This is a genomic window from Microbacterium sp. SORGH_AS_0969, assembly GCF_030818255.1.
GTDB lineage: Bacteria > Actinomycetota > Actinomycetes > Actinomycetales > Microbacteriaceae > Microbacterium.
In genome coordinates, this window is the sequence record NZ_JAUTAG010000001.1 from 2,063,353 (window position 1) to 2,087,775 (window position 24,423).

At 61.9% G+C, this 24,423-nt stretch carries 20 protein-coding genes and 1 pseudogene; 11 read left to right on the plus strand and 10 right to left on the minus strand.

Going from position 1 to position 24,423, the window contains the following annotated elements; genetic code table 11:
- Window positions 1-17 precede the first annotated feature (17 nt).
- Genes QE388_RS09525 through QE388_RS09540 form a run of 4 tightly spaced genes read left to right on the plus strand, consistent with a single transcriptional unit; the run spans window position 18 to window position 2,488 of the window.
- Complete coding sequence (locus QE388_RS09525; RefSeq protein ID WP_307384972.1) at window positions 18-446, plus strand: YdeI/OmpD-associated family protein; 429 nt, start codon at window positions 18-20, stop codon at window positions 444-446.
- Between the two features lie 53 nt (window positions 447-499).
- A complete protein-coding gene (locus tag QE388_RS09530; RefSeq protein ID WP_307384973.1) occupies window positions 500-1,135 on the plus strand; it encodes an asparagine synthase in 636 nt (211 codons plus the stop codon).
- A 58-nt stretch (window positions 1,136-1,193) separates the two neighbouring features.
- On the plus strand, window positions 1,194-1,739 hold the full coding sequence (locus tag QE388_RS09535) for an RNA polymerase sigma factor (RefSeq protein ID WP_307384974.1): 546 nt from the start codon (window positions 1,194-1,196) through the stop codon (window positions 1,737-1,739).
- Complete coding sequence (locus QE388_RS09540; protein ID WP_307384975.1) at window positions 1,736-2,488, plus strand: hypothetical protein; 753 nt, start codon at window positions 1,736-1,738, stop codon at window positions 2,486-2,488. Before QE388_RS09535 ends, QE388_RS09540 begins: the two co-directional genes overlap by 4 nt.
- Window positions 2,489-2,563: 75 nt before the next feature.
- On the opposite strand, the gene QE388_RS09545 is transcribed toward QE388_RS09540, so the two are convergent.
- From QE388_RS09545 to QE388_RS09555, 3 genes are all read right to left on the minus strand, one after another.
- Entirely contained in the window at window positions 2,564-3,097 is a 534-nt protein-coding gene (locus tag QE388_RS09545; RefSeq protein ID WP_307384976.1) for a hypothetical protein, read from the minus strand.
- Window positions 3,098-3,362: 265 nt separating this feature from the next.
- Complete coding sequence (locus QE388_RS09550; protein WP_307384977.1) at window positions 3,363-4,814, minus strand: DUF4012 domain-containing protein; 1,452 nt, start codon at window positions 4,812-4,814, stop codon at window positions 3,363-3,365.
- A 469-nt stretch (window positions 4,815-5,283) separates the two neighbouring features.
- Entirely contained in the window at window positions 5,284-6,801 is a 1,518-nt protein-coding gene (locus QE388_RS09555; protein WP_307384978.1) for a polysaccharide biosynthesis tyrosine autokinase, read from the minus strand.
- Window positions 6,802-7,005: 204 nt separating this feature from the next.
- Between QE388_RS09555 and QE388_RS09560 the strand changes: the two are divergent.
- Window positions 7,006-7,868, plus strand: a pseudogene (locus QE388_RS09560) (IS5 family transposase); the annotation flags it as partial.
- Between the two features lie 1,287 nt (window positions 7,869-9,155).
- On the plus strand, window positions 9,156-9,965 hold the full coding sequence (locus tag QE388_RS09565) for a CPBP family intramembrane glutamic endopeptidase (protein ID WP_307384979.1): 810 nt from the start codon (window positions 9,156-9,158) through the stop codon (window positions 9,963-9,965).
- Between the two features lie 111 nt (window positions 9,966-10,076).
- Here QE388_RS09565 and QE388_RS09570 read toward each other — a convergent pair whose 3' ends face one another.
- Window positions 10,077-11,498 (minus strand): polysaccharide biosynthesis tyrosine autokinase, encoded by a 1,422-nt coding sequence (locus tag QE388_RS09570; protein ID WP_307384980.1) that lies wholly within the window; start codon window positions 11,496-11,498, stop codon window positions 10,077-10,079.
- 415 nt (window positions 11,499-11,913) lie between these two features.
- Between QE388_RS09570 and QE388_RS09575 the strand changes: the two genes are divergently transcribed.
- Window positions 11,914-13,134, plus strand: a complete 1,221-nt coding sequence (locus QE388_RS09575; protein WP_307384981.1) for a hypothetical protein — start codon at window positions 11,914-11,916, stop codon at window positions 13,132-13,134.
- Between the two features lie 658 nt (window positions 13,135-13,792).
- On the opposite strand, the gene QE388_RS09580 is transcribed toward QE388_RS09575, so the two are convergent.
- From QE388_RS09580 to QE388_RS09600, 6 genes are all read right to left on the minus strand, one after another.
- Entirely contained in the window at window positions 13,793-14,596 is an 804-nt protein-coding gene (locus QE388_RS09580; RefSeq protein ID WP_307387105.1) for a glycosyltransferase family 4 protein, read from the minus strand.
- Window positions 14,597-15,048: 452 nt separating this feature from the next.
- A complete protein-coding gene (locus QE388_RS18535) occupies window positions 15,049-15,597 on the minus strand; it encodes a serine O-acetyltransferase (RefSeq protein WP_373426612.1) in 549 nt (182 codons plus the stop codon).
- Window positions 15,594-16,757, minus strand: coding sequence for a lipopolysaccharide biosynthesis protein (locus QE388_RS09585; protein WP_307384983.1), 1,164 nt, complete (start codon window positions 16,755-16,757; stop codon window positions 15,594-15,596). Before QE388_RS09585 ends, QE388_RS18535 begins: the two co-directional genes overlap by 4 nt.
- 9 nt (window positions 16,758-16,766) lie before the next feature.
- Window positions 16,767-17,483, minus strand: a complete 717-nt coding sequence (locus tag QE388_RS09590; RefSeq protein WP_307384984.1) for a hypothetical protein — start codon at window positions 17,481-17,483, stop codon at window positions 16,767-16,769.
- Window positions 17,484-17,897: 414 nt separating this feature from the next.
- Complete coding sequence (locus QE388_RS09595) at window positions 17,898-18,935, minus strand: glycosyltransferase (RefSeq protein ID WP_307384986.1); 1,038 nt, start codon at window positions 18,933-18,935, stop codon at window positions 17,898-17,900.
- A gap of 103 nt (window positions 18,936-19,038) precedes the next feature.
- Window positions 19,039-20,172 (minus strand): glycosyltransferase, encoded by a 1,134-nt coding sequence (locus tag QE388_RS09600; RefSeq protein ID WP_307384988.1) that lies wholly within the window; start codon window positions 20,170-20,172, stop codon window positions 19,039-19,041.
- A 621-nt stretch (window positions 20,173-20,793) separates the two neighbouring features.
- Between QE388_RS09600 and QE388_RS09605 the strand changes: the two genes are divergently transcribed.
- The 4 genes from QE388_RS09605 to QE388_RS09620 are packed head-to-tail and all read left to right on the plus strand — an operon-like array spanning window position 20,794 to window position 24,395.
- The gene (locus QE388_RS09605) at window positions 20,794-22,047 is read left to right on the plus strand and encodes a glycosyltransferase (RefSeq protein ID WP_307384989.1); all 1,254 of its coding nucleotides are present in this window, start codon (window positions 20,794-20,796) and stop codon (window positions 22,045-22,047) included.
- 33 nt (window positions 22,048-22,080) lie between these two features.
- The gene (gmd, locus tag QE388_RS09610; protein WP_307384991.1) at window positions 22,081-23,130 is read left to right on the plus strand and encodes a GDP-mannose 4,6-dehydratase; all 1,050 of its coding nucleotides are present in this window, start codon (window positions 22,081-22,083) and stop codon (window positions 23,128-23,130) included.
- Window positions 23,127-24,110: a GDP-L-fucose synthase gene (locus QE388_RS09615; RefSeq protein WP_307384993.1), complete on the plus strand. Its 984-nt coding sequence runs from the start codon at window positions 23,127-23,129 to the stop codon at window positions 24,108-24,110. The genes gmd and QE388_RS09615 overlap by 4 nt, the downstream gene beginning before the upstream one ends.
- Window positions 24,111-24,395: a Dabb family protein gene (locus QE388_RS09620; RefSeq protein WP_307384996.1), complete on the plus strand. Its 285-nt coding sequence runs from the start codon at window positions 24,111-24,113 to the stop codon at window positions 24,393-24,395.
- Window positions 24,396-24,423: the final 28 nt, after the last annotated feature.

The window sequence follows — 24,423 nt, forward strand, 5'->3', positions numbered from 1 at the left end:
TCTGCCACACTCGGCTCATGAAGTTCGAGACGACGCTGTCGCAGATGGGCAACAACACCGGCATCGAGGTCCCGCCCGAGGTCGTCGATGCGCTAGGCGGAGGAAAGCGCGCCGCCGTCATCGTCGACGTGAACGGCTACGTGTACTCGAGCACGATCGGCGTCATGGCAGGCAAGATGCTCATCCCGTTCTCGTCCGACAAGCGTGCCGCGACGGGCCTCTCGGGAGGGGATGCCATCACCGTCGACCTCCAGCTCGACACCGCGCCGCGCACGGTCGAGGTGCCCGCCGACCTCGCGGCGGCCCTCGCCGAGGCGGGTGTGCGCGAAGCATTCGATGCGCTGTCCCCGAGCGCCCGCAAGGCTCATGTGACGAACGTCGAGGGAGCCAAAGCGACCGACACGCGCGCCCGCCGGATCGACGCGATCGTGGCCAAGCTCGGATAGCCCGACCGGCTCGTTCGAACGCCCCGACAGATAACCTGGGAGGGGAGGGTTTCGTGGGTCGCACAAAGGATGCCATTGCCGAGGGGCTGTCGATCGCGACGGCGGCGGCACGGCTCACGGTGCGCAACCGCATCCTCGTCGAGACGATCGCCCGGGGCGGGCAGTTCGACAGCGAGGTCTTCGCCGACTTCGCGCGCCAGACCCTTCGGGCTCTCGCCGATGAGCAAGACCAGGCCGCCGAACGGGTGACGCACCAGCGCAAGCGCGCGTGGGGTCGTTTCTCCGACTCCTCGGGCACTCACGATTACCGCGACCGCGATACGCGCAACCTCCGTCGTCGAGCGAACCAGTCGCGTGGGGTCGCGAAAGAACTGCGCGCCCTTGCCGACGATCCGGCGCGCGTGGAGTCCCTGGTCGCCGCGGCGCGGATGGCGGCCTGGGGAGACGTCGAGGCGAACCTCCGCCAGCGCCTCGACGTCGAGGGTATGACCGCCGACGCCGATCCCGATTACGCCACGATGCGACGCGCGCGCATGGACGCCCTGCGCATGGTCGACCTCGCACGCCTCGCCTCGCAGGCGAAGCGCAAGGCGAAAGAGAAGGCCGCGGCCGAGCCCGAGAAGCCGGCGGACGAGGACGACGACAAACCCGCCAAGTCCGGCAAGAAGAAGAAGTCGACTGCGCGCTGACGCAGCTTTTCTTTCGACCGGAATGTCACACGAGACGGTCGGCCGGACATTCCCGGGTATGGACGAAGCCGGGTTGTGGCGCCGCGTCGCCGCCGACGGCGATGAACGAGCGCTGAGCGAGCTCTACGAGCGGCACGTCGACCGCGTGTTCCGTCACGCCGCGCGATTGGCATCCGATCGACGGGATGCCGAGGATGCCACGGCCGTGGCCTTCTTCGAACTCTGGCGCCGGCGTGACGCGGTGCGTGTCGTCGACGGGTCGCCGCTGCCGTGGCTTCTCGCGACGACGACGAACGCGCTGCGCAACCTTCAGCGCTCGTCGGCTCGCTATCGGCGTCTTCTCGACACCCTGCCCCGCTCGGCGGACGCGAGCTCCGCCGAGGACGAGGTCTTCGCCGATGAGAACGCTCGTGCGCTCCTCGCACCGCTCGGCGCGGTCGATCGACAGCTCGTGATGCTCGTGCACCTCGAGGGCTATCGCGCTGACGAAGCCGCGGTGGTGGTGGGTCTCAGCGCCGCGGCGGCGCGTGCTCGCCTCTCTCGCGCGCGAGCGAAGCTCCGCGATCTCGTCCCGGATGCCACACGCGAGGAGGATTCCGCATGAACGCACCGCGCATCGATCCCGTCTTCCGCGCGGGCCTGCATCGCCAGCTCGTCGCGCAGACGAAGCTCCCGCAGCGGCGCAGCCGCGCGAAGCTGTTCGTCATCGCGGGGGCGGGGGCGATCGTGCTCGCCGCGGGGGCAACGGCGGCGACGGCCGAGCTCTGGACTCTCCCCGGCGGCATGGCCGTCAGCGAGCTGGGTGCTCCGGTGACCGCTGAGGGCACGGGCGACGGCATGCTGTCTCTGCCGCCTCGCCCCGACGCCGCGAACCACGTCCGCCTCGAGCTGCGCTGCCTCACGCCGGGCACCTTCACTTTTCCCGCGGGATCGGTGACGTGCACCGCGGACGACTTCGTGGCGCACCCTGACGGTGCGGTGTCGTGGATCGACGTGCCCCTCGACGCGGTCGGTGCCGAGGTTGTCGTGTCGTCGGATGCCGGCGAGAGGTGGCGTCTCACGGCGACCTATCTCGACGCGGAGCCCGTGCCGCTCGCGGTGAACGATCGCGGCCAGACCTATGGCTCGGCGGGCGCGGGGGAGGAGCCCGACCTCATCGCTGTCGTCGCGACGAACGGCCGTCAGGGCTACGTCGATGCTGACGAGTTGGCGGATGCCACGGGCTCGAGCCAGAACTTCACGTCGCCCGAAGAGGCCTTGCGGTGGCAGGAAGAGCGCGCTGGTCGGGCGGTCGTGGTGCCGGTGTACCTGTCGGACGGGGTGACGAGGGTCGGGGACTTCGTCGTTGGGTGACCCGCGTCGGTGACGCAACGAGTGAGGCCCCGTCGACCGAAGTCGACGGGGCCTCACTCGTTGCTGCGTGTGCGCTTACGCCATGTTCTCGGCGCGGTTGCGACGAACCTTCGCGGCGACCGCGCCGGTCGCACCGGCGAGCACGAGCGCGCCGCCACCGATGTAGATGCCCATGAGCGACTCACCGTTGACACCGGTCGCCGGGAGAGCGGTGCCGCCGCCCGGGTTCGAGCCGGAGCCGGCGCCGCCGCTGCCGTCGGCACGAGCGCCGCTCGCAGCGAGGGTGTACGGGCCACTGGGGTTAGCGGGAAGAGTGACGACCGCAGTCGCAGCGCCCGACGAGTCGGCGGTCTTGGTGACCGATGCCGAGGTGACGGGGAGGTTCGCGGTGGCGATGTTCGCACCGGTGACACCGCGGCCGACGAGCGTGAACGTCACTTCGGTGCCGGGCTGGAAGCCGGAAACCGGAACGGGGCCGTTCGAGGTAACGGTGATCGTGACGGTGTTGGGGCCGGTGGGAACGTACGCCTGCGCGGCGACGGGCGCGGCGAGGAGCAGCGCGGCGGCGACAGATGCCGAGGCAACCGCCGTAGTGAGACGACGCTTCATGAGAGCCTGCTTTCAAGACCTAAACGGTGGTTTTGTAGGTTCCGCTCGTTCCCCGTATCCGTCGGTGCTGCGTGAGGGGACGAGAATGAGGCGGTGTGGTGTAGCTGAGTCCCTACTGAGTATTCCCTAGGTGTCCGCAGGAATGCAAACCGTAACGGTTTCCATCGTGTGAACGGTGTGCGACACGGCGATACATTTCAATGCGAACACCGCATTCACGCTGCATTGCTTTCGATGTTTCAGACGACGAACGTTCGCCGTGCACTCAAGAGCCCGGGCCGCAAGCTGCAGTCACGGTGGGGCTGAGAGACGCGTCAGCGGTCGGCGTCACGAAAGCTTGAGCCTCGGTGGCTGTCGAGGTCCCGCGAACGTTCACCGTGAATGTTGTGGATGCTCCTGGCGAAAGGTCGGTGCTGAACGTGAGCACACGTCGGCCCTGGTATTCGGCCTCCGTGAACGTTCCCCCGTCAGACGCTTGGGCGGACACCAACTCGAAGCCTTCGGGAAGGTAGACGTTCGGGATGACCTTGGCGATTCCGGGGGGTGTCCCATACAACCCGCCACCTGTGATGTACCAGGGCAGAGAGGTTGCGGCGTCCGAGGGTGCGTTGCTCGTCAGCGTGAGGCTGAGGGAAATGTCGCGCTGGCCAACGACCTTGGCTGAGCCGCATGCCCCCCATGTAAGGGAAACGTCCGGCCGCACGTAATAGCTCATTTTTGAGCCGGTTCCGTCGTTCAGGTACACGCCGAAGCGCGCAGTGCGCTCGTCCGTGACGGGGAGCGGGCCGGCGATCGTCGTTCCGTCGATCACTGCTTGTTCTGCGGGGTCAGCGCTCCACATGTAGAAGCGATGCTCGGCACCGGCTCGCGCCAGAGCTGACATCATCGCATTTGCTGAACCTTTTCCGTCAAGAAGGCCCTGGAAGACTGCGCCCGCGGCTCCCGCGAATACAGCATCCTGCGCGGCTGGCTCTGGGTACTTCTTGTAGACGTCGTTTAGGAGGAACGACGCTGCGTTCTTCGAGTCGAGCACATCGCCCGTCGGCAGCGCGACCGGACCTGTGGCGGTAAGGAGGTAGGACAACACGACGGGGTCGACGGCAAAGACGCCGTCAACATTCACGCCCGTCTTTTCGGCATAGATTGACTGCGCAATCGGCCCGTCGACCGAGAAGTCAGGGATTTGTGTCAGGTTGTGAAAGTAGCGAATCGGCTTCGTCCCGTAGATGTCCGTTACCTCAGCGGGAAGCTCGATCGACGGCTGGGTTCCTTCCTTCGTGAGGGCCGTCGCGGACTGAGTGCCGTCAAGGGCGATCGACCCGTTGTCGACCTTAAGCAGAATGGCTGTGCCAGTAATCCCACCCAGCGAACGCCATTCAGCGTTGTTCTGAACGAGCAAGAGGTACTCGCGAGGACCGTTTTGACCCAGCATGACAGGTAGCAGCTGCGACGCTCTGGACAAGCCGTCGACTGAGCTCGCAACCTGACCAAAGAGGTCGCCCGCCTGCTGGACAGCCGACGATACGACGCCGACGAGTGGGGTTCGGTCGATGCCCCTCACCGCGGCTGCAGCTGAGTTCGCTTGAGAGGCAGCATTCTGCGCGGGGACTTGCAGACCAACGAGCGCGCCTGCGTTGACGCGGCCGTCATCGGGCGTTAAAGCGTCGATCGAGATCCCGCCCGCGGCTGTGGCAAGAGGCAGGAGGCTTAGGCGCACGAGGCTATCGGAGGCCTCAGCGACTGAAGCGAGTGCGGCGAGCTGAGGCCCAGCCCAAGGCGTCCGAGCTGCCAGCCCCCACAAGGGGTCCGACGTGAGTTCGTGGGCCGTTCGTGCATCTGATGCGAGACTCGCCAACGTCGGCACTGCGGAGGACGGGTCCTTTGCTGCAGTCGCAATCGCCTGCTGCGCCTGGGATTGGATGGAAGAGAGGATTTTATATGCAATCGCCCCTCGAACTCCGACCCAAAGAGCCAGAAGGGTGCAAGTCACCAGGAAACCGACGAGTATCCAGTTGAACAGACGTCCCGCCCTGCGAGCCAGAGGCGGAAGTGAGTGCGCGGTCATAACTGTGCCCTTAAATGCAAAACTTCGCTTCTTGGTGGGACCTAGGGCGACTTGCAGGGAATAGAGCCTTGAAAGTCGTCGACTGTCACTCGCCCGACTTCCCGAGCCGTCTTTCGCGCACTCAGCGCTCGTCCTCGAGCTTGCTCCGCCTTGCTGTGCGACGTGTGCTCGATCCAGCGTATCCCGACTTCGGTTGGCCCGCAGTTGCCTCGGAGGACGCTGAGCGGTCACGCCGTTTTGCGGGCGCGCCAGCGCCGCTCACTCCCCGGGCAGGTTCTTGCACGTATGCGTAGCCATAACCGTAACCGTACGACGCGTAGTATGAGTCCGGTCCGCGGGTCGGCACCATCGACATCACAAATCCCGCGAGCTTTGCCCCAACGGTGTTTAGCGCTTCGGTCGCGAGCGTTAGCTGATGGCGGGTCGTCCGCCCGGCCGAGACGACCATCAAGGCGCCGCTGGTCGCTTTCGCCAGGATGGCAGCGTCTGTGACGGGCAGTAAGGGCGGGGCGTCGCAAAGAACGACGTCAAAATCCCGCTCGAGCATCTCGAGCAGCACATTCATCTGCTTAGAGCCGAGGAGTTCACTCGGGTTCGGAGGAATCTTCCCTGCGGGCAGGACGTACAGGCTCCGTCCTCCCCAGGGCAACATCACCTCGTTCACTTTCGCTCTTCCGATGAGAACATCCGTGAGGCCCGCGCCGCCCTCGACACTGAGATATTCAGCGACCTTAGGCTTGCGAAGGTCGGTGTCAAGCAGAGCGACACGTTTTCCCGCGTCCGCTAAGGCGATAGCGAGGTTGATCGTCGTGGTCGACTTGCCTTCGCTAGGTATTGAGCTCGTAATGACAAAGCTCGCTCGCCCGCCCATGTCAAGGAACTGCAAGTTTGTTCTGAGCGCGCGAAAGGATTCCGCGCGCGGGCTCAGCGGGTCTACATGAACGATGAGCGGGCGCTCTTTCGCTCTGGCGTCGAAAGCGACGGCACCGATACTCGGCGCTTTGGTGATTTGCTGCGCGTCACGCGGAGTGCGAACGCGATTGTCCAGTAGCGTACGTGCGGCGGCGAAGACGCCGCCGATAACGAGTCCCACGACTGCCCCAATCACTAGACTGAGTGAGATGTTCGGGCTGGCAGGGCTGAGTGCGGCTTGAGCTGCGCTGACTCGACTAATGCGTACGGGGCTAGACCCGTCACTCGACTCAGGCTCGAGCTCCGGCACAACGGTCGAGAGGCTCGCGGCTACCGAATTGGCTATCGAGGCGGCCCGCTCTGCATCGATGTCCGACACGGTGACGGTAATGAGCGTCGAGTTGGGCGTCGCTGTGGCTGCGACGTTCTTTCGGAGTGCATCTGGGGTGGTTGCAAGCCCGAGGTCTTTGATCACAGGTTCAAGAACTGCGGGTGTGGTCACGAGGCCTACGTAGGTGTTTATCCGTGCCTGAGTGAAGCTTGAGCCCTGCTGCAACTCTGCCGCTGTACTTCCCGCTTGGGTCGACACGAACACGGTGCTCGACGACTCGTAGACGGGTGTTCTCGTGAAGGCATAGCCCGCCATTACGCCGAGGCCGACGACAGTGAAGAGTGCTAGTGCCACCCAGTTCTTGCGGAGGATTCGAACGATTTCGCTGAGCTCCATGCTGCCTTCCGAAGACACGCGCCAGCTCAAGGGTTACGCTGCGCAATTGAGCACAGTCTGCCACAGCCCTCAGCGCACCTATTACTCGGCTGGAAGCGGTGACAGATTGACCGCCAAGGAACCGACAACCCGTCCGACCAATGCATGGGGAAAACTCGGGTGCGTCTGACAAAGGTTGGCGGCTCGGGCTGGGAGTCTCGACGGGTGTCTCGGTTTCGGTTGCTTTCGGTGCTCAGTAACCATTGATCGAGGACATGTTGCCGCGCCGACGGGGCCGCCGGGGCGGAACTTCTCTGGCGCTCGGCTGATGGTCGAGGCGATCATCTATCGGTAATGGTGCGCGATCGCATAGCGGGACTTACCGGAGGTGTTCGGGCCGGGGCAGACGGTGTGGACGTGGCGTCACCGGATGGCCGCCGCCGGCAGCTGGGACAAGGTGCAGGCGAGGCTCTCAGCCGTGCCCGATGCGGCGGGATTGATCAATTGGTCACTGTCGGTGGACTCGACCGTCGCCCGCGCGCATCAGCACGCGACGAACACCACTCGCGCCACAGGGGGGCTGAGGCGAACTACACGAATCCGCTGATCGAGCCGCCTGATAGTGGCATCGGCCGCTCGCGCGGCGGGCTGGTGGCAAACATCTATCAGCTCATCGACGGCAATGGGCTGCTGCTTGTCACACTGATTACGCCGGGGCGGGCCGGTGACTCACCGATGTTCCTGCCGATTAGGGCGCACCTACGAGTCAGCCGCGCTGTTGGTCGGCCACGAACTCGTCCGGACGCGGTCCGCGCTGACAAGGCGTACTCATCACGCGCGATCCGCGGGCACCCCCGCTCCCGCGGGATCAGGGCGGTGATCTCCGAGCTCGACGACCAGATCGGTCACCGCAAGCGTCGCGGGTCACGCGGCCGCGGACCCGTCGGGCTCGAAGCCGCCGATTACAAGAACCGCAACGTGACCGAGCGCCGCTCCTGCCATCCCAAGCAATGGCGCGGCCTCGCTACCCGCTCCGACAAACACGCATCACCTACCGCGCCGCCGTGGTCCTCAACGCCGTTATCGCACGGAAAAGCAATGTCAGACAGGTGCTAGGCGCATCACTCCATGTCGGCACACCACTGCCTTCGGCGAGCGTGCCGGGCTCGATCCTCGTCCTCCGCTGACAGCTATGGCTCGAAAGAGTCGACCGTTGGGGTGACGATCGGGACGGTCTGCCGTCGATGTTCTCCGCGGCTTACCAGCACACCCGACATCCCCGCAAAAGTGGGATGCCGGAGTATGAGGCGGGGAGGCTGTCGACGCCGTTCGCCTCGAGTAGCAACGCCCGAAACGCACTCTCCTCGGCATAGGGATTGTACGAGCCGCCCACGCCGCGGTGTCGCGCTTCTGCAGGCGCCCTCGCCACCGTCCGGTCGACGACGGTCGCCTGAAGTCGAAGTCTCAGGCGCTGTTCCCTCAGGCGGTTCTGCTCAACAAGTAAGGAGCCACCGGCGTACAGCGAACCGACGATCGTCACCAACGTGGCCAGGAACGCGAGCATCGCATGAGCGTGTCGGCAAGATTGGCAGATCCGCCCAGCGCAGCAGCGTGGCGGTCGGGGCGATCTGCAAACGTGCCGCTCCCAGAGGGGGAGGGAGTTGGTTATCGATGGGCACGCACTGCAGCAGCGCCCAGAAGTACATGTACGGTAACCGTTCGAGTAGCTTTTTCGCTGCGGCGAAGGGGGTGCCAGACCGTCCGACAAAGTACTGGGGCTGCAGGCGGTCAAGCGCGCGTTTGGTGACGTCGTGCCCACCCGACCTCCGCTCATGTGCGTCCTGGAAGCTCCACAGCGTGCCGTCTGTCGCAACGATGGTGTAGTTCGTGTGCCCCTCGTGGGACCAGAATCCATGGATCGAGGTTGGCGTGATGTCCAAGCCCCACTTCTTGCCTGAGCAAATGTGCTGCGTGAAGGGTCAGAACCGGGCGAAACGCTGGGTCACCAGGGGCTCGGGCGTCGGGGACCGCGTCGACTAGCCCGAGCGCCGCTACTGCCACACCAAGCAATGGTGGGGCCTCGGTAACCTCTTCGACGAACACGCCGCCACCTACTGCGCCGCCGTGATCCTCGACACCGTCATCGCATGGACAAAGGCATTGTCAGACACGCCCTCAGCGATGCGGCCCGCAGCGCAACTTTTCGTAGCGGCGACGTTGACTGACCGTCCGAGACAGTGCGGTCATCCGAGAGCTCAAAGTCTCCTGGCAGCGCCACAACTGGAGAGGTCCGCGTGCTTGTGCCCCAATGCTCGGCGGCTAACGGCAACGAATCCGGGCCCATGTGACGCGATCTCAGCAGGTAGTTTTGCTTCGTGCCTGATGAATCCAGCGGAAATGACGTGGCGTTCGATCGAAGGCGCCATCCGTCGCATAGTGAGCGGGAAGTCAACGCGCCCGGGCGAGGCGGCGTGCGCAGGCGTGTGCGGTTGGACTGGCGCAGGGGCGGCGACCGACGTCGCCGCTGGGACGCCGTCGTGCTTTCCGTAGCGCTCATGGGGTTGGGGGTTGGAATTGTGTTCGGGGGCGCTGCCAACCGACTCGTCGTCGCATCGAATTCTCTCCTCTCTTCAGTAATCCTGTGGTCCGGCATGGCCGCGGCCGTGGCGTTCGCATTGACACGCGCTAGGCCACGTGGTCTCCTAAAGCTGCGCGGCGTCGATCTTCTTTGGGGGTTGATTCTCGGCGTCGTGCTTCGGTTGCTTCAGGGGTGGATGTCCGGCAGTGCGGGCATTCCATTTCCGACCATTGCGACATTAGATGGCGAACTTCCGCAGGGATGGTGGTTGCAGCAAGCGCTGCCCGCCGGGCTGATAGCACCTCTTGTCGAGGAATTCTTCTTTCGCGGGGTAGTCCTAGTTTCGACATACATCGTACTTAAGCCAGCGGTTGGCAATCTAGCGGCCGCGTTCTCTGCTCTGCTATTTTCCGGTGGAATGTTCGTTATGGTCCACGCAATTAACGGATCTCTATCCCTGGTGGATGGTGTCCAGCTCTTCGTTTTTGCGCTCACGTGCTCGCTGCTTGTCCTACTGAGTGGACGGATCTGGGGCGCTGTGATTGTTCACATCACCTACAATCTATCGTTTCTCGCGCTTTTGCTAACGGGCACATTCTTTGCGTAGGCGATGACGCGGTGGCCCTCGGTATGGCCGAATGCCAATTATGAGCTAGGTAGAGATATCTGAGTGTTCCGTGCGGCGCGTCTTGATGAACAGTGATTGTGAGCTCATGTTCTATTGATGCGATGCTCGCGGCTCCTTTCTCCTCAGGCTGCCGGCTTGCTTATACGCCGACCGAGGAGGTCCTCCCTGGCTACGACGAGGGTTCATGGTCATTACAAATCCGGAAGTTTGTGCACCGACTGCACGCAAAGCCTCCCTCGCGAGAACGAGTTGATACCGTGTGGCTCTGCTTGAGACGACGACTATCGCGCTCCCCGCAGTGCGGGAAAGTAACGCGGCGTCGGTTACAGGAAGCAATGGAGGGGCGTCACACAGCACGACGTCGAAGTCTTCCTCGAGTTGTCGAATAAGCGCGTTCATGGAGTCCGACCCGAGCAGCTCGCTGGGGTTAGGTGGCACTCGACCGGCCGGAATTACATAGAGGCTGCGTGTGCCCCATTGCGATACAACGTCGTCAATTGTAGCTCGACCGATAAGGAGATCAGTTAGCCCGGTTCCCGCTTCTATAGAGAGATAGTCTGAGACCTTTGGCCGTCTCAAGTCGGCGTCGATCAGCGCGACGCGCTTTCCTGCGTCGGCTAGCACTATGGCGAGATTGATCGCGGTAGTGGACTTGCCCTCGTTCGGCAGGGAACTCGTAATTACGAAACTCGCATTTTCCGAGGCGTGTATGAATTGGAGATTCGTTCGCAAGGTGCGGAAGGACTCGGCTCGGGCACTGGCGGTATCAGCGTGAACAAGAATGGGGCGGTCGGCCGAGTCCGGATCGGGTGTTATATCGCCGATACGTGGGGCGCGAAGAATCTTTTCTACGTCTTGTGCGCCCCGGATTCGGATGTCGAGCTTGCGCCGCGTAGACGCGGCTACAAAGCCTGACACGATGCCGATGATTGCGCCAAGGGAAAGGTTTATCGGCGTGTTGGGACTGGCAGGTTTGGGTTCTGGCTGCGCCGCTCTCACCTGTGTGATCTGCACCCGGCTAGTCCCGTCCGACGCCTCCGGCTCGAGCCCCTGAACTACTGCGGCAAGGCTCGCTGCGACGGAGTTTGCGATCTGGGCCGCTTGCTCGGCACTTGTGTCGACTACGTATATATCAATCAGTGTCGAATTCAGCGTGGCGGTCGCTCGGATGTTCCGCGCGAGTTGGTCAGGCGTGGTTGCAAGTTCCAGACGATGGATTACGGGACCGAGGACGGCCGGAGTGTTCAGAAGCTCGATATATGTTTTGACGCGACCCTGGGCGAAAATGGAGCCCTGCTGCAATTCGGCTGGCGTGCTGGCGTCTTGAGTCGATACGAATACTGTGGTGACCGACTGGTATAGCGGTGTCCGCGTGAGCGAGTATGTGGTGGCGAGTGCAAGGCCGACGAGGGTCGCGACCAGAATCACCAGCCAGTTCTTTCGGGCAGTGCGAAGGTATTGGGTGAACTGCATGATTCCCCTCGAGAGTGCGAGCTTGGGCAGTTCGCGCATGTCTGGCGTGCTTCAAAGCGTAACTCACGCTGCGATTTGGTTCTGGACTCCGCTCGCGGCCCGCTGAGTGTCAGGCGCACAACGAGGGTGCGGAGGGTCGGGATGGGCGGAAGCCAGTTCTGGTCCCAGGTCCTTTACCGACACCGCACGGGGTTTTTGTGCAATCCATCGTTCCGCGGATAAGGCACCCGTCGTTCGGCGGAGACGCTCGAAGTGCGCAACGGCTCGGCGGAGTACCTCGCTTTAGTAGACCCTGGGCCGTCTTCGTGCGCCGCTCAATGGCCTCCGGCGGCGTGCAATGCGCGTCCGATTGCCATCAGATCTCTGCCGCCTTCCTGGGGGTCAGCGAGACGCGATAGAGTCGCGGGTGTGACCGATTACGTGCGTACCTAGCGCTATGACATGGGGCCCACCTTTGGTGCAGCAGGCTGGCCGTCGCCGGTCTGTCTCGCTCGCACCTGTCTTGATGTTCGCGGCATTGCTCACCAGCCGTCCGAGTGTGCTCGGTGAACTCTTCACCACCGCCTCTGTAGTCCTGGCAGTTATCGCTGCAATCTTGGCGGTCTTTGAGGACCAAGACGTTCGCTTTTCCCGGATGTCGCTGCCGATCGTCGTTCTCCTGGGCGCTGCGCAGTCTTGGCTGCTTTTCCGGAGAGGTGATACAGGCCAGGTCGCCGATCCGAGGGCCACGTTGATTCTCTTGATAGTGGTACTGGCGGCTTCGATAGTTTTCTCGAGCGCTCCGCGCGTAGTCCAGTTCATCAGGATATTCGTCGGTGCAATAATTCTTTTTTGCGCATCCTGTTGCGTCACTGCTATTCTTTGGGCATTGGGTGTGCAAATCGTGATATTCAGCTTCTTCACGGGGCAATGGACGGCGACAGTGCTGTTCCCGTTCACTCCGTCGATAGGTAGTGTGTGGGTGTCCGGCGTTCTGATGCCTCGATTTGGCGGACTCGGGCGTGAACCCGGCTGGATGGGAATGTATATCGCGTTTGCAGCGGTGGCTTGGCGATGGGTCGGAAGGCCACGTTGGTGGGGCTATCTGGTGCTCGCCGTTGGCCTTGTGTGTACGCTTTCGACCGCCGGATTTGGCATTTTTGTGGTTGTAGTCGCGTACGAGGTTTTCTTCCGATTTCGGAGCGGCGACTCGCGAGGAATCATATTCTCGCGTCTTTTGATTGGTACCATGGTGGTCGCCGCGGCAGTTTGGGTCGCTCTCTTCGCGCCCGTGGTGGGTTTGTTAGCGAAAAGTGATGTCAACGCGCTTTCGTTGGACGAGCGAAGTTCTGTTATGCAACTCGGCTTTCGAGCTCTAGCTTCCCTGTCTCTGGGCTCACCGACTGGCGTGGCGAACGACGGAATTGGCCTCGTCGCAGCAACGGCCCCAAATGGGTGGCCATACTTTTTGTTCGTTTCACTCGCCTTTGTAGCCCCGTTAGTTCTAAGCCGACGGCAGGTCCCGGTGGCTATGGTTTCTGTGCTTTACCTGACGATCCTGCTCGCGCAGCCGCCGCAAGACTCAGTCGCTGTGTACATGCTTCTTGTCGCCGCATTCGCGCTCGCGAAGGCCACGGATGTGCCCGCCAATGAGGCCGAAGCGCCGCTGGGCTTACGACAAGAGGTCAGTGAGTAATCGGTACGGCGGTATTCCTCCGCGAACAGGTGGCAAGACTTCACCTATCGAGGGCCGGGGAGTTGCTGATCACTGTCCCAAACTCGACCGGGGCCGCAGACGGCCGGGACGGTCGTCCTGACGCTGGTCGGGGATCGGTTCGATCAGGTACTCGAATCCGCCGCGTCGCGCAGGATCTCCCGACCAAGCGTCATGGCGCTCACGCTGTGCAACGCAGTTCAGCTTCTGGAAGGAGATCATCGATCTGGCGTGTGCCGTACAGGCCCCTATCGGCGCTTCGAACTGAAGACAGTGGGACCGACCGCTGTGGCGACATCTCTGCGGGGCGATCCGCACTCTCGCGCGGGCTAACGTCTCGGGCCAGTACTCGTCGGTACGCAATGACGACGTGCATACTGCAATATAACCCTGTCGTTCGACCTGTTAGCGCTTCATCCGGGATTCGGCCGAGCGAGGGTGATCTCCGCGACACCAGGTCCTGGATCGAGTGGGGGCTGAGCGGGTTACGTGCTGGCTCCTCAATCACCAGCCTCGCTCCGAGCGCTACTCCAACGGGTTCCGGCTACCGTAGGGCCGTTGGAGCGGGCGCGGCGCAAAGCGCTGGCTCGGAACGGCTGGTTCGGCTCGACGTCGGTGATCGGTCGTTAGCCCCAGCGAATTAACGCTCAGTGACGAGCTCGTAAGCTGCGGCTTCCCCGAATCGGTCCCAGGTCAGTGTGCGTCCCTTTCTTGCCGCTGCCTCGGACATCTGGGCAAGCAGATCAGGTCTCCTGCGAATTTCGTGGACGCAACTTACGATAGCGGCCGAGTCTGCGATAGGAACGACAAAACCGTCACGACCGTGGGTAACGATCTCGTGAGAGCCTGCGTGCTCTGAGACGATGCATGGCAGCCCTGTAGACATTGCCTCAGGGACAACAAGTGAGAAACCCTCCGCAAGGCTTGGTAGCACGAGCAAATGGCTCTTCTGATACTCGACCAAAACGCGTTCGGTGCTGAACGGCCCTGTGAGAGAGACGTTCTTCAGACCGAGACTCAAAATCGAGCGCAGCGTCAGATCTGACCCGCGTCCTACAATTTTTAGAGTCGCGAGTCCTTCAAGTTGACGCATCGCCTCAAGCAGATAGCTGATGCCTTTACGCTGATTAACTTGACCCACGAAGAGGAGCCTGATTGGAGAATCGTCAATCTCCGGACGCCGCATGACGGGAGCGCGCTGTACTCTATCGTCGACTCCGTAATGTTGGACGATTGTAGGACCAAGCCCATCAGCTTCAAGAGATCGACGTACGAGATGGCTCCCAGCGATGAATACGTCAGCCAGCTGCATCTCAATTGCCATGTCGGCTAACTGCTCACGATCGCGGTCCAGTCCCTGAAGCGCGTGTGACCAGCTAGGGTTGCGGCTTGCTTCCTTGGCTAGTTCTCCTTCAAGCCAACGCTGGCTCGCAATCGGTTGCATCAAGACGCGTGTCGACTCGCCGGAACACATGAATACACGCGCGCCAGCGGTCTGCTGAGAGACGACATACTTCGGGGGCGTTGATAGGGCTCGGACGTACGCGGCAGCCCTTGCGGAGACGTATCGCGAACGCGTCACCATGAGCCTCTTGCTCCACCCTGACTTGACGCGGGAAAGCAGTTGAAATATCAACTCAAGCGCGAATCCCTTCGTTCGTACCTCGATCTCCTCACAGAAAGATGGTGGTAGGACACGCGCATCGTAGGCAGACTGAGAGATCAATTTGAGCATCTTGCCAGTAGTCGATCGTCCGTCAAACTGTGAGCCTGTGAAGTAGGCAACGCGATATCCGTGCCTGGATAAGCCAATCGCTAATGCGCGCGGCTCGGGATGCGTGCCGGGATTTACGACTATTGCACTCGGCTTCAGTGCCTTGTCACTAGCTCTCCCGGTCATGGCAGGTCGGCCCGTTCTGTTCGACGTGCAATCACTCGCGCGGGCGAGCCGACAGCAGTCGACCCGCTATCAACGTCAGTCAAGACGACCGAGTTCGCGCCGACCACCACAGACTCCCCAAGCCGCACTCCTCCGAGCACCTTGCTTCCGGCGCCCAGGACACAGTTGTCTCCGACAACGGGGTAGGAATGGTCTCCAGAACCGTCCGCATACCTTTCGCCCAGCGTGACCTGTTGTAAGAGAGTGCAGTCGGAACCGACTCTTACGCCAGCCCCGATTACGATCCCGTTCGGGTGCTGAATGACAAGGCCCGGTCCGAAGCCACATCCTGGAGAGAAGTCGGCACCTGTTGAGGAGAGGCACCATGCGCGCACCATACCGGCGAGTCGCCAACTACTTTTGGTGACTAGGTACTGTTGGAGTCTGAGGAAAAGCACCGCCTTGAAGCCGGGGTTCGTGAGCGCAGTTGCCATGAGACTGTGCCACGCAAACCCTTTGTTGGGACGCAGTCGAGAATAGTCTCGCCTCAAAGTAGAGTTTCTCATTTGACTTGTTTGCCTCTCATTGCGTGCCAAGACAGGACTATGACTCCAGCTGCACTACAGTGCATCGTGAACAATCCGATCGCAGATCCGGTTATCCCCAAGTTTGTCAATGCGGTTATAAGTGCGAGACCGGCGATGGTAGCGATAAGCATGCCGATGGGGACTCGCGTTGGTACACCAATCGCATAAAACCAAGAGAGGTACAGCTGCGCGACCGCCGATACTGCTGCCGATAGGAAAACAGCGACGGCGGCAGGGCCTCCCCCCGAGAACTCGGAACCGTAGAAAATCGACAAAGCGAGTGGCGCCAGCGGCGACGCCGCTGCCAGGGTTAGTGCGAAGATGATCACGGCGCGGCGAGCCTTCACGAAAACGCTCATGCGGTGGTCAGGTTCCGAAATCGAGGAGAGTTCTGGTACGACAATCTGCATAAGCGTCGAGATCAGCAGGTTGATCGGATTGAATAGTCGGACCGCGGCCGCGTACAACCCGCCAACCTCAGCGCCCGCCACGAGCGTGACTAAGGGCACATCAAGCTGGGCGAGATTTGCAGCGCCTCCACTTGCGACTAGCGACCAGTTCTCGCGCAAGATGCGGAGGGGGCTGCGCGGCCGTTTCCACAGCGGTGCTGATAAAGCAACGAAGGTCGCCAACCCCAGTACGCCGGCCGATGCGACAGCAGTCAGCGCCCCGAGCGGAGATGACCAGATGAGCATGATCGCCAGAGGAAGCGCGCGACGTAGCACAAGCGTCGTCATCGCGACCCCGCTTCGTTTCATCCCCTGCAGAATCCCGACGAGCAGGTCGCCGAGCGACTCCCCGACAACGTAGACGCAAGCAGCGATTGCCAGTAGGGCGTTTGCACTCCATCCGCCCACAATCGCAATGGCTGCAATCGGAATGGTAACGAACAGAATCAGCCGTAGTATCGCCAGTGTGGCGAGAGTGCCGCCGCCATCCGGGTCGGTTGAAATTCGGAGTACCCGAATCCCGGCCCCTAGGTCAAAAAGTGCGAGCGTGACGAGTGCGATGGAGGAGACGCTAGCGAATATGCCAAATTCTTCGACTCCAAGTGATCGCGCAGTAAGTGCAACCACAAAAATCTGAAGGATTGCCGCAACAATCCTGCCTCCGACGGAGATTGAGAATCGTTTAATCACGAGCTTCTCCTACGCGTTCGCTAGCTGCGACCACTGACTCTCGCACAGCTGCCGAACGTTGGGAAATACTGAAGCCCCAGTGGGGTCAATCTTCTTCGCGCTGGTTATCGCAGAAGAAATAGACTCCGGCTGTGTGGTTTCAGCTATTGCGCCTACCTTGTACATGTCGATCGCCCGATTGACAGCTATATTGCGCAAGCCAACGATGCGCAGCCCGCGGCTCAGTCCGTGGGTTAGGAGTCCGCTGCTTCCGAGCTCATTCGTGTACATGAGTGCCAATATGTCGGTTGTGTTAAGCGCGAGTTCGAGCTCCTGATCCGACAGTCCGCGTGCAACCATCAGCAGATCGTCGTTGGATATTCCCGTTGCGCGAGCCCTAATTTCATTTGCGAAGTCTGGGGATGAGGGCTGCCCTGCAATCAGGAGCCGGAACAATTTGCGGTTCTCCCCAAACTTCAATGCGTCGATGGTCTCAAGTACCGACTTTCTATCATTCAGAACTCCGATAATTCCCACGACGGGTCTGGCATCGGTGTTCTTCCAGGTCGAGAAATCTGATGACGCTCTGCTTATGCTTGTGTCGTCGAGCGATAGCGGGATGAGGCCGCTCGGGTCTATTAGATCCCACCTACTGACACTCGGGTCGAAGGGGCTCACGAGGGTGTGAAGTTCCACCCTCGTCCTCCGGAGCAGCCCGATCAGTAGTTTTTTGATCGTTGCAAACAAGCTGTGATCTTCTGCCTCGGGCCTTCGCATCACAATTCCGCGTACACTTTGCCTTGGAAAGAATGGTCGAAGAAGAAGCAGGGGGACGAGCTTCTCATCAACGTTCGGAATAATCAGCGTTGCCGTGTTCTTTTTTGCGCAACGCAGCGAGGTAAGCGTACTGCTGAGTTGGCTGCGAAGCGTGGATGAGAAAGAAAGTGTCGCTTGAACTTCTGATGGTCGGAATTCCGCTGTCCGACTCAGTAGTCGCGCGAATTCGGGCGAGTTCTGTGCTTCAGGGGAGGTGAGTAGGAGTGTGGCCGTACCATTCTTCGAGGCCTCAGACGAGAGGATGGAGACATAATCCAGTCTGTGGCCGGAGGCCGCTTGCTCGCTCACTACAAGTCGACGCGTGTCTGTCGTTCTCAAAGATTCTCACCGCGCTTCGTTCAGCAACTTAACGACGCCGTCCGCGAAGTTGTGGACCATGGCTTCCAGTTTCGGGTGTTCGTGAATTGGAGCCGTCTGCGGTCGGTCCTGGACAAATCTCGCGAGTAGATCCGCGTATGGCTGCGCGGCGTTAAGCGATGAGTACATGCTCAGTCCCTCGGTCAGGTACTCGATCTCGGGTGCGTGTTGCGAGTGTCGAGTGGTCAGGATGGGGCGAGCGGCGGCGAGCGCCTCCACAGCGACGAGGCCGACGCGACCGGGCACAAGAATCCCCCCACTCTCGAGGATCAGTCGAGCCTTTTGTTCTCCGGCGACGTACCCGACCATCTCTACCTGCCCGCGGGACACCGCGGTGTCGAGAAGATTTGCCTGTGGCCCTCTACCTGCCACCTTTACGTGAACGGGAATGCCTCGGTCGTGCAGAATCTCAAGTGAATCGGCGATGAGATCGATTCGCTTGCTCTGGTCGAGGCCGCCAATATAGACGAGGTACGGATCTCGTTGCCGTGAGTGTACGTGTTTCCGCAGACGCTCAAGTTCTGACGTGTCCAGAGAGTTGTTCACTACCGTGATCTTGTCCTCCGGTACCCCGCAATTCGTGGCGTAGCTCAGCCCGCCTCTCGTGTAGGCGAATATCCGGTTGGCGCGCTTCATCTGCCAGCGTTCCAGGGCAAGGTCTAGACGATTGCCAGCCGAGACGTACGGCGCGACGTGACCCCACAGGCCTACGGATCGTGACCCGCTTCGGAGCAGAGCCTCGTAGGTCCCGACGGAACTCCCCATCAGGGGGAGAATGATGGACTCGCAGTCCTGCCAGTGGCGGCGTGTGGTGTCCATGACGAGCGACCTGCCCCGGACGGATACTGCACGGTGATCGACAGTCGTGAGCCACTCCGGCATTACCGCGTCGCCGCGCTTCGCTTGGGCTGCATCAGGTCTGCCCGCAACCACTCGGATACTTATGCCAAGCGCACGCAAACTCTCCGACAGTTGCTCGAAGAAGGCGACGCGATAGGTGGGCACGTATGGCTGGACGATACATACTTTCTTCAAATTTCGACCCGTCGTGATGTACGGACGTTTGTCGCCCGGCTGCCCAAGCAGTAGCTGGCGCGGCAAGTGCGCGTCATGTTGGCGTCCCCTTGCTGCCGTCTTCACTCGTCGCGCTTCGGTAGTGATCACCAAGCATTCTTGCGACATCGTCGACGTTCAACTGCTGGGAGATGTAGTCGAACGCGCCTCTTCGAAGGCTTTCGGCGACACAGCCGGAGCGCAACACCGAATCTACGGCTTCGGCCAATTCCTCGACTGTTCCGTCGGTGATGAGCGCGGCACCGTAACGACGGCACTCCTCCGCGATCCCGAGGGAATCCGTGCCCACGACGGGCGTGCCGTTGCGAAACGCTTCGAGCATCGACATGGGGAAGACCTCACCGTGCGACGGGAGCACGGATACAAGGGCGTTGGAAAGTAGTCCGTCCGTGTGCTCAGGGGCGACGGGGCCGTCCCACCGGACCGATCCGTCGGGTGAGGCAGCCGCGCACGCTCGGACAACAGCTTCTGCCTGCCCCTCGTCCGGGCCGTACAACACAAAATCGACCGCCGGCCAATCTCGCTTAAGGCGCGCGGCCATCTCGACAAAAGCCAACGGACGTTTACGTTCTTGCAATCGTGCGAGGAAGAGGACGAGATTCTTTCTCCCCTCATATTTTGGGAGCTCGCCCAATTCGATGCCGTTCACAACTGAAGCAGTCCGCGCCTCGGGCGCGATCCGTAAGATCTCCTGCTCTTCTGCGGACGTGAGAGTGAGCACGCGAGACGCACCGACAAGGAGTGCTCTCGTCGACACGAAGTCGAGCGCGAGAGCCAGGGGGCGCGCAGATTTCAAGAGCATCCCGTGGGGTTGTACCACATAGGGTATTCGCCGCAGCTTGGCCAGCACCGCGGCTGGGAGCACGAGTAAGTCCCGTGACAGGTGAATGTGCGCCACATCGAAGTGAGACTTCGAAACTGCCTTCAGAAGCTTTGGTGACACCAAGAACGCGAACTTGCCCTTGCCCGCGAGGAATCGTGCTGGATACAGGCGTATCTCCACGCCGTTCTCGACGCTCACCTTTGGCCTCGCGACAGGTGCGCCGGCCATGATGGTGACAGAGTGTCCTTGACGCGCAAGCGCGGCTGCTTGAGTGAGGGCTACCCGGGTTGGTCCTCCATACGAGCCGTCTGGCGAGACGTATGCAACTAGATGCAAGATTCTCATGACGGACGTGTACCACCGAACCGTCGCCCCTGAGCAGTGCTGGGGCTCGCGCCGAATATCGTTTCGGGCGGAACGTCCCCAGACACCACGGAATTTGGTGTGATGAGAGCAGAGCGGCCGACGTGCGAGCCTCCGAGAACGATGCAGCGAGATGTAATCCAGACGCCGTCTGCGACGTTAACTGGTCGCGTTAGAAGGGCCATATCTCGGCGGTGGGCGTGGCTGCCGGTGCTGAGGAAGGACTCTTGCGAGATCACAACATCGTGTCCAACGTAAATATGGTCCTGATTGTGAAACCAAACGCCCTCACCGATCCAAGACCGATCGCCGATGTGCAGCTTCCACGGGAACTTGACTCGCGTTCGCGGTCGGAAGACGACGCCGCTTCCGATTTCTGCGCCGAACGCTCGAAGCACGCGGACTCGCAGGCTGGAGCTGATTTGCCATGGATTTGTTATGAAAATCAGCTCGCAAATCGCCCACAGATACACCTGCCAGGCTGGTCTATCCCAGGCCGCACGCTCGCCGGGGGCCTTTGAAAGATCGATCACCGGAATGTCGCTCACGGTGGTCCCTTTCCTGTAACTGTGTCGTAACGGTCGCGGCGGTATTCTCTGTCCCGTGAACCCACCGCGAACGCTCTTCTTCGGGCTGAACTATCCCCCGGAGACTACGGGAATTTCCCCGTACACCGGTGCCATGGCCGAGGGCCTGACGCGGCAGGGCCACGAGGTTCGGGCCATCGTGGCGCACCCTCATTATCCGGATTGGAAGATCACGCCAGGTTACGGGCAGTGGTCGCGCAGCGAACGGATTCAAGGTGTCGACGTGCATCGACTGCGGCATTTCGTTCCTGGGCAGCCTTCGTCGTTGCCGCGTGCCCTCTCGGAAGCCACGTTCGGACTGCGGCAGATTTTCGTTCGGTGGGGCCAGCCGTCGGCGATCGTCGCGGTTTCGCCAGCTTTGATCTCGTCTGTTCTCGTCCGTGCTCGTTCATTACTGTCGCACCGTAATACCCCCTTTGTCGTCTGGGTGCAGGATCTCTACGGCATCGGCATGACGGAAATGGGCCGCGGCGGCGGTCTGTCAGAACGCGTCATTCGCGGGCTCGAGCGCTGGCTGTTGCGCTCAGCCACCATGGTCGTCGTCATCCACGATCGGTTCGCGGATCGAGTGCATGCCGACTTTGGAGTGGCGCTCGAGCGCATCGCCGTCATCAGGAACTGGACGCACGTGACAGCGCCTTCTCGCGTCGATGTGGCTGCAGTTCGGGCGTCCTACGGATGGGGCGACGACGAAACGGTGGTACTGCACACGGGAAACATGGGGAGCAAGCAGGGACTTCACCACGTCGTCGATGCCGGTCGACTGGCCCACCAGCGCGGTGAACGCGTACGTTTCGTGCTGGTCGGAAAAGGCTCCCAGCGCGAGGAGCTGGCCGCGCGCATCGCAGGAGAACCCACGACGACCGAGCTTCTGCCGCCCCTCGATGACGCCGCGTTCGCCGCCATCCTGCAGTCCGCCGACATGTTGTTGGTGAATGAGCTACCGGGCGTTGCGGAAATGTGCGTGCCGAGCAAGTTGACGTCGTACTTCACGTCGGGTCGGCCGGTTCTCGCGGCCACCGATGCACTGGGCATCACAGCCCAAGAAGTGCACAACGCCGACGCCGGGATGACCGTTGCCGCGGGCGACCCGGAAGCCCTTCTCGAAGGTGCAATCTCACTCGCTGCAGACCCCGAGGAGGGGCTACGGATGGGCGAGAACGGGAAACGTTACAAAGAGACCGTGCTGAATGAAACATTTGCTATCGAGCGATTCGATAGTCTGCTCGCGGATCTGACCGCCGAAGCCGCCGTGAAGACTCCGGTTTAACTCTCTTTCTCGCTTCCCGAATGGCGGAAAAACGTGACAAAACGCGCTCTCATCACAGGCATCACCGGTCAAGACGGCTCCTACCTGGCCGAACTCCTTCTGGCGAAGGGGTATGAGGTCCATGGCATCGTCCGGCGGGCCTCCACTTTCAACACTCATCGCATCGATCACCTCTACGTCGATCCGCACGACCCGAACGCCAAGCTCTTCCTGCACTACGGCGACCTTTCCGACGGCGCGCGACTCGTCACGCTGATGTCGGAGATCAACCCCGACGAGGTCTACAACCTCGCCGCGCAGTCGCACGTGCGCGTGTCGTTCGATGAGCCCGAGCACACCGCTGACACGACAGGCACCGGGACGATCCGCCTCCTTGAGGCCGTCCGCCTGTCGGGAATCGACACGAAGTACTACCAGGCCTCTACGTCGGAGCTCTACGGTGCGACGCCGCCTCCGCAGAACGAGGAGACGCCGTTCTACCCGCGCTCTCCCTACGCGGCCGCCAAGCTGTACAGCTACTGGATCACCAAGAACTACCGCGAGGCGTACGACATGTTCGCGGTCAACGGCATCCTGTTCAATCACGAATCGCCGCGTCGAGGTGAGACCTTCGTCACGCGCAAGATCACGCGCGCCGTCGCCCGTATCAAGGCTGGACTGCAGAACGACCTCTACCTCGGCAACCTCGACTCGATCCGCGACTGGGGGTACGCCGCAGAGTACGTCGAGGGCATGTGGCGCATTCTGCAGGCCGACACCCCGGAGGACTTCGTCCTCGCCACCGGTGTGGGCTACACGATCCGCGAGTTCCTCGAGACGTCGTTCGGGCACGTGGGCCTCGACTGGCAGGAGTTCGTCAAGTTTGACGAGCGCTACCTGCGGCCCACCGAGGTCGACGCCCTGATCGGCGACCCCACCAAGGCTGCCGACAAGCTCGGCTGGGTGCCTTCGGTGCGCGGTGACGAACTCGCGAGGATCATGGTAGACGCCGATATCACCGCTCTCGAGAAAGGCCCCGAGTGGATCGACACGGTGTCGCTTCCGACGTGGAGCAACGCGGAGCTGTTGGGGGCGCGTGCGTGAGTACCGCTGTTGACGGCGTGAGCTACACCCCGCACGAACTGGACCGCGATGCGACGTTCTACGTCGCCGGACACCGGGGGCTCGTGGGATCGGCGATCGTCCGACGGCTCGAGGCGGCAGGTTTCGACAACATCGTCGGAAAGACCTCGGCGGAACTCGATCTGAAAGACCGCGACGCCGTCTTCTCCTACGTCGGAGAGATCAAGCCGAAGTACCTCGTGTTGGCTGCGGCGAAGGTCGGTGGCATCCTGGCGAACTCGACGTACCCGGTCGACTTCCTCAGCGACAACATGCGCATCCAGGTCAATGTGCTCGACGCGGCTCTCGCGAGTGACGTGGAGCGCGTGCTGTTCCTGGGGTCGTCATGCATCTACCCGAAGTTCGCGGAGCAGCCCATCCGTGAGGACTCGCTCCTCACGGGCCACCTCGAGCCGACGAACGACGCGTACGCGATCGCCAAGATCGCCGGCATCCTGCAGACCCAGGCCGTGCGCCGCCAGTACGGTCTGCCGTGGATCAGCGCGATGCCGACGAACCTCTACGGTCCGAATGACAACTTCTCGCCGCAGGGCTCGCACGTGCTCCCGGCGCTGATTCGTCGCTATGACGAGGCGGCGCAGTCCGGGGCTGAGAGCGTCACGAACTGGGGCACGGGAACGCCGCGCCGTGAGTTCCTGCACGCTGATGACATGGCCGACGCGTGCCTGCACCTACTCGAGCACTACGACGGACCCGACCAGGTCAACGTGGGCACGGGGTCGGACGTGACGATCCGCGAGATCGCCGAGACGATCGCGCGCGTCACCGGCTTCGAGGGCGAGACCGAGTGGGACACCTCGAAGCCCGACGGCACTCCGCAGAAGCTCCTCGACGTCTCGAAGCTGGCCGAGGCCGGCTGGACCGCGAAGATCTCGCTCGAAGAGGGCATGGAGCGCACCGTCGCCTGGTACCGCGACCACGTCGGCGCGCTGCGCCAGTAGGTGTTCCGGCACGTCGTTTTGTTCCGGGTCCGTGACGATGTCGCGGACCCGGACGTTTCGGTGGCCATCGCCGAGCTGAGGGCGGTGGGGGAGTGGCCCGGCATTCTCTCGTGGGATGTCGCGCTGTCGCTGGATACGCGTAAAGGGCGCATGATCGTCGAGGACGGGACGTTCGTCGACCGCGCGGCGTTCGAGGAATGGCGCGCGACCGAAAGGCACCTCGCCGCGGGGAAGAGAATGGCGGCGATCAGCGACTGGTTGGTAGCGGATTGGGAGCGGGGCTGAAGCTCGCCCGTTGGGCCGGAAATGAGAC

Bases quoted from the DNA above. Each gene is read 5' to 3' on its own strand.
- QE388_RS09525 (WP_307384972.1), top strand. From the start codon at position 18: ATGAAGTTCGAGACGACGCTGTCGCAGATGGGCAACAACACCGGCATC.
- QE388_RS09535 (WP_307384974.1), top strand. From the start codon at position 1,194: ATGGACGAAGCCGGGTTGTGGCGCCGCGTCGCCGCCGACGGCGATGAA.
- QE388_RS09540 (WP_307384975.1), top strand. From the start codon at position 1,736: ATGAACGCACCGCGCATCGATCCCGTCTTCCGCGCGGGCCTGCATCGC.
- QE388_RS09545 (WP_307384976.1), bottom strand. From the start codon at position 3,097: ATGAAGCGTCGTCTCACTACGGCGGTTGCCTCGGCATCTGTCGCCGCC.
- QE388_RS09555 (WP_307384978.1), bottom strand. From the start codon at position 6,801: ATGGAGCTCAGCGAAATCGTTCGAATCCTCCGCAAGAACTGGGTGGCA.
- QE388_RS09570 (WP_307384980.1), bottom strand. From the start codon at position 11,498: ATGCGCGAACTGCCCAAGCTCGCACTCTCGAGGGGAATCATGCAGTTC.
- QE388_RS09580 (WP_307387105.1), bottom strand. From the start codon at position 14,596: ATGCAACCGATTGCGAGCCAGCGTTGGCTTGAAGGAGAACTAGCCAAG.
- QE388_RS18535 (WP_373426612.1), bottom strand. From the start codon at position 15,597: ATGAGAAACTCTACTTTGAGGCGAGACTATTCTCGACTGCGTCCCAAC.
- QE388_RS09600 (WP_307384988.1), bottom strand. From the start codon at position 20,172: ATGAGAATCTTGCATCTAGTTGCATACGTCTCGCCAGACGGCTCGTAT.